23 protein-coding genes are annotated in these 16327 nt (G+C 63.6%); 9 read left to right on the top strand and 14 right to left on the bottom strand.

What is annotated here, in order from left to right; genetic code table 11:
- Positions 1-33: 33 nt before the first annotated feature.
- The 3 genes from ACQR07_RS05970 to ACQR07_RS05960 all read right to left on the bottom strand — a co-directional run bounded on the left by ACQR07_RS05970 (position 34) and on the right by ACQR07_RS05960 (position 1059).
- Positions 34-255, bottom strand: a complete 222-nt coding sequence (locus tag ACQR07_RS05970; RefSeq protein WP_434901404.1) for a hypothetical protein — start codon at positions 253-255, stop codon at positions 34-36.
- A gap of 386 nt (positions 256-641) precedes the next feature.
- A complete protein-coding gene (locus ACQR07_RS05965; protein WP_434901403.1) occupies positions 642-809 on the bottom strand; it encodes a hypothetical protein in 168 nt (55 codons plus the stop codon).
- Entirely contained in the window at positions 799-1059 is a 261-nt protein-coding gene (locus ACQR07_RS05960) for a hypothetical protein (RefSeq protein ID WP_434901402.1), read from the bottom strand. The genes ACQR07_RS05965 and ACQR07_RS05960 overlap by 11 nt, the downstream gene beginning before the upstream one ends.
- 208 nt (positions 1060-1267) lie before the next feature.
- Here ACQR07_RS05960 and ACQR07_RS05955 point away from each other — a divergent pair, with 208 nt between their 5' ends.
- Complete coding sequence (locus ACQR07_RS05955) at positions 1268-2242, top strand: quinone oxidoreductase family protein (protein WP_434901401.1); 975 nt, start codon at positions 1268-1270, stop codon at positions 2240-2242.
- Positions 2243-2328: 86 nt separating this feature from the next.
- On the opposite strand, the gene ACQR07_RS05950 is transcribed toward ACQR07_RS05955, so the two are convergent.
- Positions 2329-2604 carry a hypothetical protein gene (locus ACQR07_RS05950; protein WP_434901400.1) on the bottom strand — a complete coding sequence of 92 codons (276 nt, stop codon included), beginning with the start codon at positions 2602-2604 and terminating at the stop codon, positions 2329-2331.
- A gap of 118 nt (positions 2605-2722) precedes the next feature.
- The gene (locus ACQR07_RS05945) at positions 2723-3343 is read right to left on the bottom strand and encodes a LexA family transcriptional regulator (RefSeq protein ID WP_434901399.1); all 621 of its coding nucleotides are present in this window, start codon (positions 3341-3343) and stop codon (positions 2723-2725) included.
- Positions 3344-3509: 166 nt separating this feature from the next.
- On the opposite strand from ACQR07_RS05945, the gene ACQR07_RS05940 reads away from it, so the two are divergent.
- Positions 3510-4058 carry a GcrA family cell cycle regulator gene (locus ACQR07_RS05940; RefSeq protein ID WP_434901398.1) on the top strand — a complete coding sequence of 183 codons (549 nt, stop codon included), beginning with the start codon at positions 3510-3512 and terminating at the stop codon, positions 4056-4058.
- Positions 4059-4112: 54 nt separating this feature from the next.
- Positions 4113-4718: a DUF6456 domain-containing protein gene (locus tag ACQR07_RS05935; protein ID WP_434901397.1), complete on the top strand. Its 606-nt coding sequence runs from the start codon at positions 4113-4115 to the stop codon at positions 4716-4718.
- A 61-nt stretch (positions 4719-4779) separates the two neighbouring features.
- Here ACQR07_RS05935 and ACQR07_RS05930 read toward each other — a convergent pair whose 3' ends face one another.
- Positions 4780-5133 (bottom strand): hypothetical protein, encoded by a 354-nt coding sequence (locus tag ACQR07_RS05930; protein ID WP_434901396.1) that lies wholly within the window; start codon positions 5131-5133, stop codon positions 4780-4782.
- Positions 5134-5387: 254 nt separating this feature from the next.
- Between ACQR07_RS05930 and ACQR07_RS05925 the strand changes: the two genes are divergently transcribed.
- Positions 5388-5822, top strand: a complete 435-nt coding sequence (locus ACQR07_RS05925; protein WP_434901395.1) for a hypothetical protein — start codon at positions 5388-5390, stop codon at positions 5820-5822.
- Positions 5823-5886: 64 nt separating this feature from the next.
- On the opposite strand, the gene bamA is transcribed toward ACQR07_RS05925, so the two are convergent.
- Positions 5887-8154, bottom strand: a complete 2268-nt coding sequence (gene bamA / locus ACQR07_RS05920) for an outer membrane protein assembly factor BamA (RefSeq protein ID WP_434901394.1) — start codon at positions 8152-8154, stop codon at positions 5887-5889.
- A gap of 283 nt (positions 8155-8437) precedes the next feature.
- On the opposite strand from bamA, the gene ACQR07_RS05915 reads away from it, so the two are divergent.
- The gene (locus ACQR07_RS05915) at positions 8438-9493 is read left to right on the top strand and encodes a hypothetical protein (RefSeq protein ID WP_434870395.1); all 1056 of its coding nucleotides are present in this window, start codon (positions 8438-8440) and stop codon (positions 9491-9493) included.
- 187 nt (positions 9494-9680) lie between these two features.
- Here ACQR07_RS05915 and ACQR07_RS05910 read toward each other — a convergent pair whose 3' ends face one another.
- The gene (locus ACQR07_RS05910) at positions 9681-9914 is read right to left on the bottom strand and encodes a DUF6894 family protein (protein ID WP_434870394.1); all 234 of its coding nucleotides are present in this window, start codon (positions 9912-9914) and stop codon (positions 9681-9683) included.
- Between the two features lie 224 nt (positions 9915-10138).
- Positions 10139-10324, bottom strand: a complete 186-nt coding sequence (locus tag ACQR07_RS05905; protein ID WP_015665493.1) for a hypothetical protein — start codon at positions 10322-10324, stop codon at positions 10139-10141.
- A gap of 25 nt (positions 10325-10349) precedes the next feature.
- Here ACQR07_RS05905 and ACQR07_RS05900 point away from each other — a divergent pair, with 25 nt between their 5' ends.
- A complete protein-coding gene (locus ACQR07_RS05900; protein WP_434901393.1) occupies positions 10350-10538 on the top strand; it encodes a hypothetical protein in 189 nt (62 codons plus the stop codon).
- Between the two features lie 2 nt (positions 10539-10540).
- Here the strand turns inward: ACQR07_RS05900 and ACQR07_RS05895 are convergent, their stop codons facing one another.
- The 4 genes from ACQR07_RS05895 to ACQR07_RS05880 are packed head-to-tail and all read right to left on the bottom strand — an operon-like array spanning position 10541 to position 13642.
- Positions 10541-10861 (bottom strand): cupin domain-containing protein, encoded by a 321-nt coding sequence (locus ACQR07_RS05895; protein ID WP_434901392.1) that lies wholly within the window; start codon positions 10859-10861, stop codon positions 10541-10543.
- Complete coding sequence (locus ACQR07_RS05890; protein WP_434901391.1) at positions 10858-11613, bottom strand: YqcI/YcgG family protein; 756 nt, start codon at positions 11611-11613, stop codon at positions 10858-10860. Before ACQR07_RS05890 ends, ACQR07_RS05895 begins: the two co-directional genes overlap by 4 nt.
- Positions 11614-11633: 20 nt before the next feature.
- Positions 11634-12932 carry an MFS transporter gene (locus ACQR07_RS05885; RefSeq protein WP_434901390.1) on the bottom strand — a complete coding sequence of 433 codons (1299 nt, stop codon included), beginning with the start codon at positions 12930-12932 and terminating at the stop codon, positions 11634-11636.
- Entirely contained in the window at positions 12932-13642 is a 711-nt protein-coding gene (locus ACQR07_RS05880; RefSeq protein WP_434901389.1) for a hypothetical protein, read from the bottom strand. Before ACQR07_RS05880 ends, ACQR07_RS05885 begins: the two co-directional genes overlap by 1 nt.
- A 63-nt stretch (positions 13643-13705) precedes the next feature.
- Here ACQR07_RS05880 and ACQR07_RS05875 point away from each other — a divergent pair, with 63 nt between their 5' ends.
- From ACQR07_RS05875 to ACQR07_RS05865, 3 genes are all read left to right on the top strand, one after another.
- Positions 13706-14722: a GlxA family transcriptional regulator gene (locus ACQR07_RS05875; protein ID WP_434901388.1), complete on the top strand. Its 1017-nt coding sequence runs from the start codon at positions 13706-13708 to the stop codon at positions 14720-14722.
- Positions 14723-14955: 233 nt separating this feature from the next.
- Positions 14956-15246, top strand: a complete 291-nt coding sequence (locus ACQR07_RS05870) for a hypothetical protein (RefSeq protein ID WP_434901387.1) — start codon at positions 14956-14958, stop codon at positions 15244-15246.
- 86 nt (positions 15247-15332) lie between these two features.
- Complete coding sequence (locus ACQR07_RS05865; RefSeq protein ID WP_434901386.1) at positions 15333-15686, top strand: phasin; 354 nt, start codon at positions 15333-15335, stop codon at positions 15684-15686.
- 80 nt (positions 15687-15766) lie between these two features.
- Here ACQR07_RS05865 and ACQR07_RS05860 read toward each other — a convergent pair whose 3' ends face one another.
- Positions 15767-16066 (bottom strand): c-type cytochrome, encoded by a 300-nt coding sequence (locus ACQR07_RS05860; RefSeq protein ID WP_434901760.1) that lies wholly within the window; start codon positions 16064-16066, stop codon positions 15767-15769.
- Between the last annotated feature and the right edge of the window lie 261 nt (positions 16067-16327).

Genomic DNA, 16327 nt, shown 5'->3' with positions numbered 1-16327 from the left:
GGCAATGGCCGGGAGCCATCTCGTTGCTCGCCGTCAGGCCGCGACATCGAGCAGGCGCGATGATCCTCTGATCAGAACCTTGCGCCCCATTTTGGTGATCTCTGCAATTCCATCGCTGATGCTGGCCAGTTCCAGCGCAGCGAGTTGATTGACGATCATGCCATTCAGCCGGCGGCGCTCGCGGGCGGGAATGCGAAGCGCCTTCAGCGTTTCCCATTGGTCCGGCGTGAGCTCGTGTTCGATTTCCGCGTTCATGCTGCCTCGAATGTTGGACGTTTGGCATTCGTCTTAGAAAGTCCGCGTGACGAAGATGCGACCTTCATGCATCCGTAGTGATACGGCGCTTGATTACGCCCGTTCCGCCGACGGATTAATTCAAATTTGAATGATCTCCTGCGCGCTGCTGCAATGCAGCTGATCCTGTTGTTAGCGGTGAACGGTCGCGCCTCGTTAAGAGAACATTAAGGCAGATCGACAGGGCTTACCGGTAACGAGGCCGTCACATCGGTGTGTCGGACGACGCCATAGATTCGTTCGAATCAGCCGGCGCGCAGCACGGATCATCGAACGCGTTGAAATGGCTTGCTCTTGCAGTATTCGTCGGTGTCGCACTTGCGCGCTGCTGGCGCAATCCGGACGATTCAGACCGGCGAGTTCAGCTTCAGCCCGATCATGCCGACGCTCCGGTCGAACGTGTCGACCATCTGCATGTTTTGCGCGACGTACGGATCACAGATCAGCCGGGTGCGGTCCGAGATCTTCGCGGGGCCACCGCTGCCGATGGGGTGAGTGACCGAGCTACCGCTCATCCATCATCGTGAAGACCGCTCCGGTCAGCGTCGCGCCGACTGCAAAGGACAGCGTCAAGGCGGCCACGATGATCGTGAGGGTCATGCTCGGTTCGACGCTGTGCGCAATGAGCTGCGAGATCCCGAATGCGTCCAGGTGGGTCAGTGCGAAGGCGAAGCCGAGACCGAGCGCCGTGCCCATGAACGTATGACAGGCAAGCTCGATCAGGATCGCCGGGGTGATCCGCGTGCGGCGCTTTTTGGGCGGCATGGTCGGTGTCCTCCGCTTTCGCCTGAGAACGCGTGACCGTATCGGCGGTTCCGGCCGGGCCGCGGGCGGCCGCCAAGCGGATTGCCAAACGGCGGCGGGAGCGGCTACGGACATGAGGTCGCCGTCGTGCCCGGATGTGGCACCGTTCGGGCCAAGCCATGAGGCGGCCGAACGGGACGGCACTGGTCCAACAGGGAGGACAAAGACCATGACAAACGCCATTCGTTTCCACAAAACCGGTGGTCCCGAGGTGCTCGTCTGGGAGGAGGTCAGCGTCGGCAAGCCTGGTCCAGGCGAAGCCCGTATCCGGCACACCGCCGTCGGTCTCAATTTCGTCGACATCTACAATCGTTCCGGCCTCTATCCTGTCCAGCTGCCGAGCGGATTGGGCAGCGAGGGTGCCGGCGTGATCGAGGAGTTGGGGGAAGGAGTCTCGGATCTCAAGGTCGGCGACCGCGTCGCCTACGGTTCATCACCGCTCGGCGCCTATTCCGAAGCGCGTCTGATCCCGGCGGCCCAGCTGCTCAAGCTTCCCGACGAGATCGACGACAAGACGGCGGCGGCGATGATGCTGAAGGGCCTGACCGTCCAATACCTGATCCGGCAGACCTATCGGGTGAAAGCCAGCGACACCATTCTGCTGCATGCGGCGGCCGGCGGCGTTGGTCTGATCCTGAGCCAGTGGGCCAAGCATCTGGGAGCTACCGTCATCGGCACCGTCTCCAGCGACGACAAGGCGCAGCAGGCCAAGGCCCATGGCTGTGAGCACACCATCATCTATTCGCGCGAGGATTTCGTCGCGCGCGTCGGCGAGATCACCGGGGGCAAGAAGGTGCCTGTGGTCTACGATTCCGTCGGCAAGGATACGTTCCTGAAGTCGCTCGACTGCCTGGCGCCGCTCGGCTACGCGGTGCTGTTCGGTCAGTCCTCGGGTACGGTCGATCCGCTGAATCTCGGGCTGCTGGCGCAGAAGGGTTCGCTGTTCGTGACCCGGCCGACCCTGTTCACCTATGCGGCCAAGCGCGAGAGCCTTGTTGCGATGGCGAACGAGCTGTTCGACGTCGTCAGGTCGGGCGCCGTGAAGATCGAAGTCAACCAGACCTATCCGCTCAAGGACGCCGCCAAGGCCCACGCCGACTTGGCCGGCCGCAAGACCACCGGTTCGACCGTTTTTCTGGTCTGATCTGGTTTGACGATCAGTCGGCGGACCGGCTCTACAGCGGCCCGCCGGTCCTCGGCTCGCACCGGCAGCGTCCCGCGCGATTTCCGCTAGACTTGCTCGTGCTTGCGCAGATCGCGTTCATGATCGAACCGCGCGGCCTGCAGGTCGGCGTCGATGCCGACCAGCTCCGGAACCGCCGCTTCGGACATGATGTCCGCGGTGATGTCCTCGACAGAGTGGTCGAGGATCTCATGGATGAAGCTGATGTTCGAAAACTCCCCCGACGCCACGCGTGCAATCACGTCGCGCCGGGTCATTTCGGGGTCGACCACGGCCTCCCGTCCCCGACGGCCGTAGTCGATCATCACGACGAAGTACTGCATGCACCGCCAGCTCGGGTGAGTCGTCACTACCGCGGCATTATTTCTGAAAAACAGAAAAATGTCAATGGTGATGTTCACCGGTGCGGGGGCAGGAACGGAGGTCGCCCTCCGTCCTGCTTTATTTGCTGGCAGCTCGTGCCGCCCGGGCGCGGGCCGCCGACTTGCTCCGCATCCGCTGGATCTGGCCGCGCGGCAGGGTGACGAAGATCTCCCCGATCCAGTCCAGCTTGACCCCCACGATCGGCTTGGCGTTGAAGCTCTTGAGGTTGACCAGGGACGACGACTTGCCGCGCTCGATCGTCTTCAGATAGCGCTCGCCCGACTTGAGCCGCACCACCGCTTCCTCGCCGTAGAAGCTCGACAGCGGGTGCCGCTGGTCCCGGTAGACCACGATCACGTCGCCGTTTTCATATTTCGGCAGCATCGAATCGCCCGAGACCTCGAAGGCGATGGTCTCTTCCGAAATCGGGAAGGGCAGGGCGACCTCTCCCAGGCCCTCGAGCGGCACCTGCTCGTATTCCGGCTCGATGACGGAGCCTGCGCCAACCCGCCCCATGATCGGAACCGAGTTCAGCTCGAGGTAATCCGTGATCAGGGGAATTTCGGCGGCCTTGATCAGCCGTTGCCCCCCGAGAATCTCGGAGACGGCCCCCGGGCGCACCCCCATGGCGCGGGCCAGGCCGCCTTTGGTCTTCCCCGGCTTCTCCAGGGCACGCTCGATCATGGCGACGTCCAACATGACTTCATTTCTCCGTTGCGAATCTGATGAAGCACTATATCTTTCCGATAATCAGAACTCAAGCTTGACTTTTCGTTCGGAATATCGGAAATTGAGCCGGTCGGGAAGAGGAGCGCGCCAAGGCGCGGCCGTCCCGGCGCTCCCCGATGCAGACGAAGAGGCGAGAATGCAGTCCACCGATTGGCCAGAGCGACATTCACTGATGTTGCGAGAGCTTCATGCCAAGGGATTGTCCTATGCGGAGATCGCGCGGGCCCTGAATACCGAATTCGGCACCGCCTACACCCGGAATGCGACGCTCGGCCGCGGCAAGCGGTTGGGGCTGGCGGCGCCGGGCGGCCCGAAAGCCGCGCGCGGACCGGATCTCCGGCCGGCACCTGCCTTCATGGGATCCGGCCGCCGACGCCGGGTCAGAGACCAAAAGGAGACGGACGGCAGGCGGATTCCGGTTTCGGCTCCCGAGCTGCCGGCCCCGGTGCGGCTTCGCTGTGTCGGCATCAGTCCCCGGCTGCTGTCGCTGGATCAGCTCGAGCCCGGCGACTGCCGCTATCCCTACGGCGGAGACCGCGACGACGATCCCATCACCTTCTGCGGCCATCCGCGCCGGCCCGGCTCGAGCTATTGCAGCCCGCATTTCCACCTGACTCGCAATCCGGAGGTCATCGCCGACCGCCCGATGCGGCCATTGATCTTGCGGCTCGTTGCCGCGGCGTAGCCGGCAGGCACCGCCGACCAGACCCGATCTCAACCCGCATGCCGGAGGACAAAAATGGCGCGACCCAAACGCAGCAAGTCGATTCGCATCTCGAAGAGCCATGACCGCAGGGCTCATGATCTGCCGCCGCATGCCGATGTGGTCGCCGTCGAAATCGACGATCCCCTCGCGCTCGAACCGGGCGAGAAGATCGTCGCGCTTCGATCCGTGCGCAACGACCCGCTTGGACGGCTGCACGCGCACAAGCAGCTGGATGATGCGCAATATCGCGCCGGCCGCGCCTTCCAGTCCGACTGGGAGCGCGCCGAGCGAGGGCCCCAGGCGATCGATCCCTCGCGTGATCACGTGGATGGTGCCCAGGGCCGGGAGCTTCTCACCGAAGGCCAGCGTCAGGCCATGGTCAGGCTGAACCGGGCCGAGCGCGAGCTCGGCGCAGATGGGGCGGCGATCGTGCACGACATCCTGGTGCATGGTCTCACGATGGAGCTGGTCGGGCACAAGCGAGGTCTGGCCAGCCAGCGTTGGAATGACTATTTCGCGCGCCGCTTCAAGGAATGCCTGGATCGGCTGGCCGTGGTCTACGGCTTTTCGAACGGACGACCCGCTGGGTCGTATCGGGAGGCGACGCGTCCGACCCGCCGGATCGATCCCTGGCCTTAACCAGCGGGAGGGGCGCTCGCGAACCGATCGCGTTTCGCGGGCGCCCGCACTTCTCTTGGGATCAAGGATGCGGCGTCACGGCATAGGTGGTGCTATAGGGCTCGACCCGCAGCGAGGCGTGGGCGAGCAGGGCAATCTTGGCCGAAGGCGCCATCTGCAGCTCGCCGTTCGGTCCGCGATGGACGTTGTATTGCCACGCCGTCAGGTCGCCCTTCTGCGCCAGCGCATGCGCGATGGCGCCCGCGTCGGTGCCGCCGATCGTCTTCAGCTCGTCAGCGCTCAGGCCGATCACGATCTCGTCCTTGACGGTGACGACCTTGAACAGCGACGTCTTGGTATCGTCGGCCATGCCGGAGGAGGCGGTAACAGTCAGCATGGCAATGGCTCCGAACAATCGCGCGAGCTTGGCAGTCATCGAATATCCTCTTGGCCGGGTGGCCGTCATGGTCATGAACGTGCAAGGCATTGGTTTCCAATGAGGGGCAGTTGGTTCGCGAAAAATCGGTGAGATCTGGATTGAACCCGACAGTGTGGACGTGCGTCTAAGCACGTTCGGGGGCGGATGGAAATTTGCTGCGCGCAACCGGGTTGAATTGCCGGTTGACGCAGATCAAGCTGCATCTCGCGTCGTGTTGTAATTTGGAAATGAGCGAAGAGACGGGGGATCACATGTCCTGCGAACATTATCTGTTTGGTTCGACCGGCCGGAAGATCGCACTCACAGCCATGGCGATGCTGATCATGACGGCGAGCGAGCCGACCACGGTGCTCGCCCGGTCGTCTGGACCAGCCGGCAAACAGCTGCTCACGACCGGTACGTCCGGCGATGCGACTGATCTCAGCGCCCGCCGGCGCTATCGTCGTCACTACCGCGGCAATCCTGCCGCCGGTCTCGCGATCATGGGCGCGATGATCGGAACCATCGGCGCGATCGCCGCGCATCAGCACGATGACGACTATTACTATGCCGGTCCCGGCTACTACGCCCAACCGGGATATTATGGACCGCCGCCGGTGTACTACGCGCCGCGTCCATATTACGGCCACCCGTACTACGGCCACCCCTATTATAGGCCGCGGGTCCACTACTATCATCCGTATTGAGACAAGGCCGGGCGGCAGCGCTTTAGCGCTGCCGCCTCACCTGCAAGCCGACAGAGGGCAGGCGTCAGAAGCCGCCGGCGCTGAAGCGCAGCGGCTGGACGATGTCGTACGCCGCTTTGCTCAGCGGCACGGCGTAATCGACCGTCAGCGGCCCGAATGGCGAGGCCCAGGTCATCCCGACGCCGACCGATGATCGCAGGACGTTCCTGTTGGCCACCTGGACGTTCTGGGTCGGCCCCCGATAGCCGAACACGGTGCCGGCGTCGACGAAGGCCGATGCGCGCAACCCGTATTCCTGGGGCAGTCCAGGGATGTTGCTCTGCAGCTCCGCGGTCGTGGCCCAATAGTAGCTGCCGCCGACATTGTCCATGGTCGATCCCGGCGTCACATCACGCGGCCCAAAGCCGCCGGGGGCGAAGCCGCGCACCATGGTCGGACCGCCGAAGAAGCTGTTCAGCAGCGGCGCCTGCTTGCCGCCCCAGCCCGTGACGTAGCCGCCCTGGGCGCGAACCATTCCCGTCAGGTCGCTGTTGATCGACCGGTAATAGCGGACATCTCCGGTCGTACGTAGAAACCGCACGTCACCGCCGAGTCCTGCAAGATCCTGGCTGAGTTGGGAACGAATGCCGCTGGTCGGAAGCTTGTTGTTGTCGAGCGTGCTGGTGGTGACGGTGGTGCCGAGCTGCGACACCAATTGCCGTCCGGCGGCTGCGGCTTGCCGGACGGGCAAGGACACCGTGGCCGGGTTGACGCCGGGAGACAGGACGACGTTCTGGTCGAACAGCGAATAGCGCCACAGCATGGCGGTCTGCTCGCTCACGGGCATGCCGAGCGTGACTGCGCCACCGTAGGTATTGCTGCCGAACGACTGGAACGCGGTCGCAGTGCTCTGGCGGCCGAACAGCTCGAATCCCGGTGTGGTGCGGCCTAGCGCGAAGGGCGAGGTGAACGCGAGGGTGGCGCCGCGGGCGAACTGACCATAGGTGAACGTGGCCTGCGCCGTGTTGCCGGTGCCGAGCACGTTGCGATCGCCGATCTTGACTTCCGCCAGCAGGCCGTCGGTGCTGGAATAGCCGCCGGACACATTGAAGTCGCCCGTCGGCTGGTCGACCACTTCCACATCCAGCACCACGCGATCCCGCGTCGAGCCCTGCCGTTGCGAGATCTTGACGGTCTTGAAGTAGTTGAGATTGCGCAGGCGTCGTTCGGCGCGGTCGACGAGCGACTTGTTGTAGGCGTCGCCCTCGGCGAAGTCGAATTCGCGGCGCACCACGTCGTCGTGTGTATGCGTGTTGCCGTGGATATCGATGCGCTCCACGTAGCTCCGCCGGCCCTGGTCGATCTGGAAGCGGATATCGGCGAGACGTGCCGGCGCATTGCGCAGGATGACCGGCTCGACCTGCGCGAACGGAAAGCCGATCTTGCCGAGCTCGGCCGTCAGCCCTTCGGTGGTCTTCGTCAGCTTGCCGTCGTCGAACGTCTCACCGTCCTGCGCCAGCAGCAGAGGGCGCAGGCGCTCGCAGGCGAGATCCGGCACGTTGCACGACAGCTCGATCTTGCCGAAGCGATAGAGCGGGCCTTCATCGATCGCGAAGGTGACGTCGAACCCGCTGTTGGCCCGGTCGTAGTCGACATTGACGCTGGTCACTTCGGCGTCGGCATAGCCGTGATCGCGGTAGTACTGCCGGATCTGCTCGCGATCGGCGTTGATCCGGTCGGGATCGTAGACATCGCCTCCGGTGAAGAAGCTCAGCGCGTGCGTTGCCGATGTCTTGATCACGGCGCGCAATTGCCGTGCGCCATAGGCATGATTGCCGACGAAGCTGATGGTCCTGACCGGGGTCTTCTTGCCCTCGGTGATCGTGAACACGAGGTCGACGCGATCATTGCCGCGGTCGATGATCTCGGGCACCACCCGGACGTCGTCGCGTCCGACGCGATGATAGGCCTCGATGATGCGGGTGACGTCACCCTGGACCGTTGCGCGTTGCAAGCCGGCCCGCGGCTTCGACAGGACGGCGGTGGTGAGGTCGGCGTCCTTCACCTTCTTGTTACCTTCGAAGGCAACCCGGTCGAGCACCTTTGCTTCGGAGACCCGCACGACGACCCGTCCGTTGCCGCGATCGACGTGAACGTCGTCGAACAATCCGGTCGCGACCAGCCCCTTCAGCGCTGCGTCGATGGCGGCCGCATCGTAGAGGCCGCGTGCGTCAGCGTGGAAGTAGGCGCGCACCGTATCGGAATCGATCCGCTTGTTTCCCTGCACGACAATCGAATCTGCCGCGCTGGCAGCTGAGATCGACATCACGGCCAGTGCCGCAACAAGCGGCATGGTGCGCCGGACTCTGACGGAGCCGCGTCCGCCTGTGCTCCGGGCGCTCATCACGGGATGTCCCTGCATGCTCGTCATCGCCGCGATGCAAGTTCGGGTGCGCGGCCAAATCATGTCTTGGCCGTGGTGCGTTGTTGGCCCGCGATCACATTTGCGATGACGGCAGCCGCTGGAATGCATGTTCGTCGCAGTTTCGACGCAGACGCGATCCAAACGCTGGATGCCTTTGCTCGTGCGGTCCTGTCGCCGAGCCTGATGTGGCGTGTGTCAATGGGAGCAGACCATGCGAGTGATCGCGCTGGCCCTCATCGCCTGTACTTTCCTGCAATCCGTCGTCGCGGCGGCGCCCGTTCCGGAGATCGATCCGCAGACGTCGCTCGCCGTGGTCCAGCAATGGATCTACAACTATCGGACCAAGCCTGACTACGCGCATGTGCCTGCGGCGGTCCGCGTCATGTTCCACTCTCAGACGTTCAAGGAGCCGGAGAACGCGGGCATCTATCTCGGCTTCATCGCAGGGGCCATCGGCTCCAACCCCGCCAAGGCAGAGCAGCTCGTAACCAGCTTCTTCCCCGTTCCTCCCGAGGAGGAGTGGGTGATCGTGCGCGCGATCGCCTATTCGGGAGTGCCGGACTGGCGCAACCTCATGCGCAAGGTGGCGCCGAAGATGCCGGGCCGTCGCGTCATGATCGAGGGCTATCTCAGCGGCACGCAGCAGACGCTGATGGAGATTCCTCTCGAGGAAACCAAGCCCGGTATGATGGACAAGCTGCGCGGTGCGATGACGCAGAACCCGTTCAAGAAGGAAGAGCGCAAGCTCGATACCCGGCTGAGCTACGCGACCCACCAGGATCTGCTCGACATTCTCTGGGGCTACTACTTCGCGACGGGCTCGCACGTGCCGATCCAGCGCATCGTGCAGATGCTGCCGTGGTCCAAGAGCCGCGACACGGTCGACAAGCTGACGATCGGCAGCATGGCGCGCTACACGCTCGCCAGCTATTCGGTGCGCGACGCCGGCCTGCGCGACTATCTGCGCAGCGAACTGGCGCGGCAGACCGGTCCGGTCAAGGCGCCGCTGGCCGAGGTCGTCGAGGCCGCCGACACGGTACAGCTCGGCGCGGTGCGCAAGGACGCCGTCGCCGCGGTCGAGGAACTCAAGATCAAGGGCTCCGACGCACGCCGCAACATGGACTTCTGGGGGCAACTCGGGGTGGGGGCTCTGGCGCTCGGCTGCGTCTCGGCGGCTGCCCTCGGCCAGGTCGCCGTTGGAATTCCCTGCGTGATCGGCGGCTCCGCCTCGCAGGGTCTGCTGTCGTTCTGGGAAAAGCAGCAATGAGAACTGGACGGCCCGAAGTCCGGACGGATCGACGTTGAAATGGCGTCGCGCAAGGCCTGGATCTATCGTGCGGCCGATATGATTTTCGTCGGAGTGCACACTTAATAGTTGTGTGCGGGGCCTTGCTCTCGACGATAGGTGGAAACTTGCGGCACAGGCCGGGCTTGGCGGGCGTCGTGATGAAAAATCAGGACAGGCTGGCTTTGGCGATCGCGGGATAGACCGGTTCGCGGTGAACTTCCGCGCCGGACTCGTCGACCACCACGATCGATAGTCTGCGATCCGTGATGCGCGGATCGTGACGAAGCCGCCGGGCGAGATCCCGGCTATGCTCGATCGCTCCGGCGCGGGTCGCGAACTCGAGACCGGTGCGGTCTCGGGTCGGAACGCCGTCCTTCATGTCGAAATAATACGTTCGCATGGTCTTCCTGCAGCCACTTTGTCGCGGGAATGGGACTGCGGAGCCCTCACGAAATCCGCAACCCATCGTCCTCCCGGGCAAAGTATAGAAGACCTCTAATGTGGAGGACAAGCTTACCTCCACCGTAATCCGCTCTGGTGTTCGCCAATCGACCATTTTCGCTGGCTTCGGTAGCCAGAAACTGCCAGAAAGCTCAAATTGTGCCGCCAAAATCGACCGACTGGTCAGTTTGGCTTGCTGCAGGAGTTGTTCGCTGGCATACTTTCAACCTCGTCGGGTTCCGCGCGGTCGATTTCCAGGCGGGCCATTCGGAGGATCAGGGTCGCTGTCGTCAAACCGAGGCTCTCGGCCTCGATCGCTGCAGTATCAACCTTGCGCGCAAGGCCTTCACGTTTGCTAAGGACTGGCATTACCGTTTCCTGTCAAAGGTGCGAGATGAAGAATTCCACATTCATCGCGGAGCTGCACACCAAGCTCGGAGCCCCATCGAGCGATGCGGTGGAAAGCCTTCGGCTGTTGAAGGCTTTCCTGCAGCTGGCGCCCGGCCAGCGTGTTGAAGTGATCGAATTGGTTGAGCGGCTGACGTCAGAGCGCTCATCGGAAACCGACCGTCCCCTGTCCTGACGTCATCCTTTCTCTTTGCTCGCCGCCACCGGCTGCGTTGCGATCGCGTAGATCGCATCATCCAGAGCCTCCGATTCGTGCAGCGTCCCGGCTGGCAGCAGGATCTTGTCTCCGGCGCTGCAGATGCGTTCGCCGCCCTCCCACCTGAAGGTCAGCCGTCCCCGGATCACCACGAGAATTTCGTCGACGGGATGCGTGTGAAAGGAATGAACCTTTCCGGCCGCGTCGTGCTGCAGTTCGATGCAGCCCTGCCGCGGCAGCAGTGCGAGGATATCGGGATCGATCGTGAATTCGGTCTTCGTTCCGGCGATGATCTGGGTCATGCGGCCTGCTCCTTGTCTTCGATCGAAGGCGGCTTGGTCTGCGCGAGCTTGTGGAAAGGACACGCCGGCGGCGGCTGGTTTTCGTCGTAGAGGAAGTACTGCTTGTACTCGCGCCCTTCCGGGTTGCCGTAGCGCCCGAGCAGGGGTGACGGCGTCGTCGTATCGAATGGCACCAGCCGCTTGCGCACTTCGCCGAACGACTTGGCGGCGGCCTGGTCGGTGCCGAGAATCTTCTCGAACACCCAGCGGGGCTGAAACGTGAGCATGAAGGCGCTCGAGCGCCGGCTCTGCCGCATCACATGCGCCGGCGTGCTGCAGACGACGAAGATCGGCTCGCCGGCAAACGAGAACTCCCACATCGGATCGTCGACGGCCTGCGGGATCTCTTCGGGCCAGGGCTTCCCGTCGATCCGCGCCAGATGATCGAGGAGCCGCCAGAACTTCTTGTAGTACGCATCGAGAGTCTGCACCGGACGCGGGCGCGTGAACAGCACGAGGGACGTGTTCGGTCCATGCGAGCGACATTCCGATACGAAGAGAGCAAGCTGCTTGCCGAGAGTGTCGACGTCGAGGGGATCCAGGAACAGATAGCGGAGCTGGTCGTGGCGATAGCCGGCCACGCCGAATATGCAGGGGAAAGGGCGCGCATCGCTGCTCATCTGAGCTTCGAATTCCGAAAACAGAACGCTCTGCCAGCTGCTGACCTGATAGCTGGCGCGGACCTCGTCCTTTCTCAAATACAAACGCGACATACTGACCCTCTCTGTTCTTTTTATGCTTGCTTACCCAGTATCAATTTTCGCCGCATCATCAGCGGGCCGAGAATTCCCGGCAGCGACATCAGCAACAGGATTGCGATCAAGGTGGCGTAGCCTGCGTCGTTCGCAACGGCATGCAGCTTCGTGTCCGGTCCGGTATGAAGACCGCTGGCGGCCACCATGGCGAAAGCGATCACCGGCTGCGCGAGCCCGGCGAAGATGCCGGCGGACGTCGTGTTGATCGATGCGCCGACGCCGATCCGTTCCGCCGTGTAGAGATGCTTGGTGCATTTCAGGATCAGGGGCACGGTGCCTCCGGCCACCAGCCCGAGCACCGCAAACACCACGCCGACATAGAGCAGCCCGAAGGTGTGAGCGATCGCCGGCATCAGCATCGCGACCAGCAGCATTCGCAGCAGGCTGATACGTATCAACGCTGTATCCAGCGATCGGGTTCGATCGGCCGCATGGCCGAGGAAGATCGATCCGACTGCATTGCCGACCATGAATGCGAGCAGCGGACCGCCGGCGGCGGACGGCGAGATGCCGAAATAGTGCGACACCATCGGAATCCCCCAGACGCCAGCCAGCGTGGTGACGACGGCAAAATGCGACGCGAAGCTCATCGCGCAGCCCCAATTCGCGGCTGAACCGAGCGCGAGCCAGCTCGCCTGCAGCACGCTCGTCAGGGTCTTTGCGTTGTGGTTGGCCGGTGTGGCTCTCAATGCGACGGCCGCGCAACCAAGATTGGCGAGGCCGACGCATGCGATGACGATGAAGCAGGCGCGCCAGCCAAAGCCGCTGACCGCGGCCGCGAGCGGGGTGGTGGCGACCACGCCGCCGGCGTAGCCCGACACCTGGGAGATGCCGGACATCAGTCCGAAGCGCTCGTCGGAGAAGCTCTGCGCGACCAGCTTCAGCAGCGCGGTGAAGACCAGCGCGTCGCCGCAGGCGACGATCAGCCGCGCGATGAATACGGTGGGCAGGGTGGGCGCCAGCGCGAAAGCGAAGCTGCCGATCACCGACGCGGCCATGCTGCAGAGGACGACGCGCTTGACGCCATAGCGGTCGACCAGCAGGCCGGCGGGAATCTGCATCAACGTGTAGCCCCAGAAATAGCTGGAGGCGAGCATCGCGACGCCCGAGGCATCGGTGCCGAAGTCGCGCATGAAGCTGAGGCCGACCGTCTGCGGCGACATCCGCTGCAGGAAAGCGATCGCATAAGCGAAGGCAACCGCCGACCATGCGACATAGGCGCGGTCCGCAAGCCTGATCGATGGAGCAGAGACGGCCTGTTGTCCGAGCACCGCCATCATGCCCTCGCGTAGCCGATCGAGAACAGCGCGTCGGCCGAGTTCGGGATGATGCGCGACATGGCTTGCTCTACGAGGGAGGCCGTGCCGCGATAGTCCTGCCGAATGTGCTCGATGTGTCCGTAGGCACCGCGCATGATCATGCCGGGAACCTCGAGCGATTTGCCCGGATAGAGCCGGGCGCACATCTCGACGCCCGCGGCCTGCAGTTCGGGATCAGCGGCGTCGTCGAGCAGCGACGGCGCAACCTTCTCGCAGATCCTGGCGTTGGCAGCCCACACGATCGGATTGCGCGTCCGCCAGCCATAGAGGATGGCCTCGCTGTGCGGGGTCGAGCCGGGATGCTTGAGAATCTGCGAGGTAAAGAACCCATACAGGCCACGCCCCTGGTGTGCCGGCAGCACCTCCGTTCCACTCCGGTAAATGGCCATTCGCTGTGCGACGGTCATCACGCGGTAGACGGAAAAGGCGATCAGCCCGGTGTGATCGTAGACCAGAACGAGACTGAATCTGCCGTCGAATGGCGACGACGCGGCGGTCCAATGCGGCTCGGTTGCTTTCCAGTTAACCGCAATGATCGCATTCATCGCGTCCATGATCGGTTGCCGATCGGACACTTCGATGAGCGACGCATCGTGGAAGCCATAGACGCCGTAGTCGTCCCAGGGGGAGGCGATCGTCGGGTATCGACCATCCAGGTTGAACGCCATGGCACAACTCCAGCTCTGCAACTCAGGCTATACAAGCGCGCGTCCGATGGCTTAAAGGACAATATGCCCTCGAATTCTGCCAAGCCGCGGCGGTCCGCGCTGCGTCCGGACGGGGCCGAAAGGCGGCTCGCGATCCTGGCCTTTCCCGGCGTCACGCTGCTCGACGTGTCCGGGCCAGCCCAGGTTTTTGCCGAGCTTGCCGAGATCGAGCTGCCGGCCCCTGGATACGCGCTGAGCTATGTCTCCGAGCAGGGTGGCCTGGTGCCGACCGATGTCGGCCTGATGATCGATACGGCGCCGCTCGAAGCGGTCGACCCGCAAGGGGTCGATACGCTGCTGATTCCGGGCGGCCCCGGGATCTGGAAGGTACGGCAGGACGAGACCGTGATGCGGTGGATCTCGCAGGTGCTGCCTGGTGCCCGGCGGATTGCATCGGTCTGCCTCGGCGCATTTGCGCTGGCCTGGGCCGGGGCGCTAGAAGGCAAGCGCGCTGCGACACATTGGCGCTATTGTCCGCGCCTGCAAGACAGCTTTCCCAACGTCAAGGTCGAGCCGGACGCCATCTTCGTTCAGGATGGGCGCGTCTGGTCGTCGGCTGGTGTCAGCGCCGGGATCGATCTCGCGCTGGCGATGATCGAGGAGGATTTCGGCCACACCATCGCACTCGACGTCGCGCGCCGGCTGGTGGTCTTCCTCAAGCGTCCCGGAGGGCAGAGCCAATTCTCGACGGTGCTGGCTGCGCAGGCCTCCGACGTCGAAGGTCGGTTCAGCTCGCTGCATGCCTGGATCATCGAGAACATCGCGAGCGATCTGCGGGTCGAGACGCTGGCCGCACGCGCCGGCATGTCGCCGCGCACATTTGCCCGCACCTATGTCAGCCGCACCGGGATGACGCCTGCGCAGGGTGTCGAGGCGCTGCGTGTCGAGACGGCACGGCTGCTGCTGGAGGGCCGTCAGGTCGGAAGTGTCGTCGAGGTCGCGCAGAGAGCCGGCTTCGGCGACGACGAGCGCATGCGCCGCGCCTTCCTGCGGCATCTCGGTGTGTCGCCCTCGGAATACCGTCGCCGCTTTTCAAGCTGAGCCGTGCTGTTCAGCTGAGCCTTGCTTTTCGAGGTGAGCCTTGGAGCCGTCAGCGCCGACGCCCGTCAGCGTCGGCTGGGCTCGCCGCTTTGCATTCGGGTTAATCGCATCAGCGACGATGCGGCCGGAGCGGCCGTGCCGTGTGCGATCGATCGAAGGCTTCAGTAAAATGCTGTGTGTATTAAATCGAAAAATTGAATCACATCCGCATTGCGGAGCAGCGGGGAGAGGCCATGACCAACATCGTACCCTTTCGCCGAAGGGCCGTGTCCGATCCTTCGCTGATGAACTCCAACGGCAGACTTGCGGCCGCGGCAACCGGCCGCCCCGGCGCCGCTCGGGTAAGGCCACCTGACGGTCAGGACGATATTCGCAGGACGATCATTCTGCTCGATCTCGCCCTGCAGCATGCGCGTGAGATCTTCGGCCTGGTTCAAGGCGAGCAGGAGCGGCGGATCTATGATCGCCATCTCGCATCCATCGAGCTGTCGCTGCGGATTGCGCGGGAGCGCGCCGCACTGTGAAGCCCCTCCATGAGCCGCGACCGCAAATCGACCGGGACGCGGCACGGCAGATGTGGTAGTTGGGTCCGTGTGTGGAGGACGCTACAATGACCCAAACCAAGCTGGAAGTGCCCGCCGAACTGCGCGATCTTGCCGAGAAGACCATTGCGCAGGCGGAAAGAGCCTTCGAAATGTTCTTCGACGCGGCCGGAAAATCGATCACCTCTGTTCCGGGTCCCGCCGCGGACATGTCGAAGCAGGCGCTGACGCTCACCGAGCAGAACATAAGGACCGCTTTCGAACACGCGCGCAAGCTCGTTCACGCCACCGAGCTCGAGGAGGCCATGCGGATCCAGTCAGAATTCCTGCGCAGCCAGTTCACGAACGCCGGCGAGCACATGAAGACCATCACCGCCGGGATCATGGCCGCGGCAACCAAGGCCACCGAGCCCAAATCCTAAGGTCTCAACCCCGGTCCCGGCCATTGCTTGCATCGGCGATGGCCGGTGATCGGCGGCGCGATGCCGCCGATCGAAAAACGTTACTTGCGAAGTGAGGCGATATAGGCCGCGATGTCGGCCGCCTCGAGCCGGTTCAATGGAAAGCTCGGCATCTTCGGATGCGGATCGAGCAGGAAGAACGCGACCTTCTCCGGAGTGAAATCCGACTTCTGCGCGATCTGAGCGAAGGACGGAACGTCGGCGCTGGCCTGCTTCTGCGTTCCTTCGACCAGATGGCAGGATGCGCACCAGCGGCGCGCCAGGTCAGCGCCGTGATCGGCATCGGCGGCCCAGACCGGGCCGGCCGCCGTCGTGAAGAGGGCAGCCATCAGAACTCTCATTGCGTAGACGCGCATACAGACACTCCCCGGTCGCGTGTGATTCACCAGTGCTCGTTGTCAGGCCGCGCCGAAGAAACCCGGTCTCGAGCCGGCTCGCCGGTCGTTCGCCGGCGGGAAGACGCGCGCGGAGTAGCGTTTCGCAGCCAGATCGGAAACGCTCTGTCAGATCAGTTGCAGCAGGATTTGGGAAAATGCGAGAGATCAATCCGGCTGAGAAGCGTCCTGATCAGCGCAGTTAGGCGGCCGATGACAGATGGCAAG

Source organism: Bradyrhizobium sp. HKCCYLS20291, assembly GCF_051167715.1.
GTDB lineage: Bacteria > Pseudomonadota > Alphaproteobacteria > Rhizobiales > Xanthobacteraceae > Bradyrhizobium.
The sequence above is the reverse complement of the archived record's forward strand: the minus strand, read 5'-3'. Positions and strand labels throughout refer to the sequence as shown.

Coding starts and splice junctions, on each gene's coding strand:
- ACQR07_RS05970 (WP_434901404.1), bottom strand. CDS start 255: ATGAACGCGGAAATCGAACACGAGCTCACGCCGGACCAATGGGAAACG.
- ACQR07_RS05965 (WP_434901403.1), bottom strand. CDS start 809: ATGAGCGGTAGCTCGGTCACTCACCCCATCGGCAGCGGTGGCCCCGCG.
- ACQR07_RS05960 (WP_434901402.1), bottom strand. CDS start 1,059: ATGCCGCCCAAAAAGCGCCGCACGCGGATCACCCCGGCGATCCTGATC.
- ACQR07_RS05955 (WP_434901401.1), top strand. CDS start 1,268: ATGACAAACGCCATTCGTTTCCACAAAACCGGTGGTCCCGAGGTGCTC.
- ACQR07_RS05950 (WP_434901400.1), bottom strand. CDS start 2,604: ATGCAGTACTTCGTCGTGATGATCGACTACGGCCGTCGGGGACGGGAG.
- ACQR07_RS05945 (WP_434901399.1), bottom strand. CDS start 3,343: ATGTTGGACGTCGCCATGATCGAGCGTGCCCTGGAGAAGCCGGGGAAG.
- ACQR07_RS05940 (WP_434901398.1), top strand. CDS start 3,510: ATGCAGTCCACCGATTGGCCAGAGCGACATTCACTGATGTTGCGAGAG.
- ACQR07_RS05935 (WP_434901397.1), top strand. CDS start 4,113: ATGGCGCGACCCAAACGCAGCAAGTCGATTCGCATCTCGAAGAGCCAT.
- ACQR07_RS05930 (WP_434901396.1), bottom strand. CDS start 5,133: ATGACTGCCAAGCTCGCGCGATTGTTCGGAGCCATTGCCATGCTGACT.
- ACQR07_RS05925 (WP_434901395.1), top strand. CDS start 5,388: ATGTCCTGCGAACATTATCTGTTTGGTTCGACCGGCCGGAAGATCGCA.
- bamA (WP_434901394.1), bottom strand. CDS start 8,154: ATGCCGCTTGTTGCGGCACTGGCCGTGATGTCGATCTCAGCTGCCAGC.
- ACQR07_RS05915 (WP_434870395.1), top strand. CDS start 8,438: ATGCGAGTGATCGCGCTGGCCCTCATCGCCTGTACTTTCCTGCAATCC.
- ACQR07_RS05910 (WP_434870394.1), bottom strand. CDS start 9,914: ATGCGAACGTATTATTTCGACATGAAGGACGGCGTTCCGACCCGAGAC.
- ACQR07_RS05905 (WP_015665493.1), bottom strand. CDS start 10,324: ATGCCAGTCCTTAGCAAACGTGAAGGCCTTGCGCGCAAGGTTGATACT.
- ACQR07_RS05900 (WP_434901393.1), top strand. CDS start 10,350: ATGAAGAATTCCACATTCATCGCGGAGCTGCACACCAAGCTCGGAGCC.
- ACQR07_RS05895 (WP_434901392.1), bottom strand. CDS start 10,861: ATGACCCAGATCATCGCCGGAACGAAGACCGAATTCACGATCGATCCC.
- ACQR07_RS05890 (WP_434901391.1), bottom strand. CDS start 11,613: ATGTCGCGTTTGTATTTGAGAAAGGACGAGGTCCGCGCCAGCTATCAG.
- ACQR07_RS05885 (WP_434901390.1), bottom strand. CDS start 12,932: ATGGCGGTGCTCGGACAACAGGCCGTCTCTGCTCCATCGATCAGGCTT.
- ACQR07_RS05880 (WP_434901389.1), bottom strand. CDS start 13,642: ATGGCGTTCAACCTGGATGGTCGATACCCGACGATCGCCTCCCCCTGG.
- ACQR07_RS05875 (WP_434901388.1), top strand. CDS start 13,706: ATGCCCTCGAATTCTGCCAAGCCGCGGCGGTCCGCGCTGCGTCCGGAC.
- ACQR07_RS05870 (WP_434901387.1), top strand. CDS start 14,956: ATGACCAACATCGTACCCTTTCGCCGAAGGGCCGTGTCCGATCCTTCG.
- ACQR07_RS05865 (WP_434901386.1), top strand. CDS start 15,333: ATGACCCAAACCAAGCTGGAAGTGCCCGCCGAACTGCGCGATCTTGCC.
- ACQR07_RS05860 (WP_434901760.1), bottom strand. CDS start 16,066: ATGAGAGTTCTGATGGCTGCCCTCTTCACGACGGCGGCCGGCCCGGTC.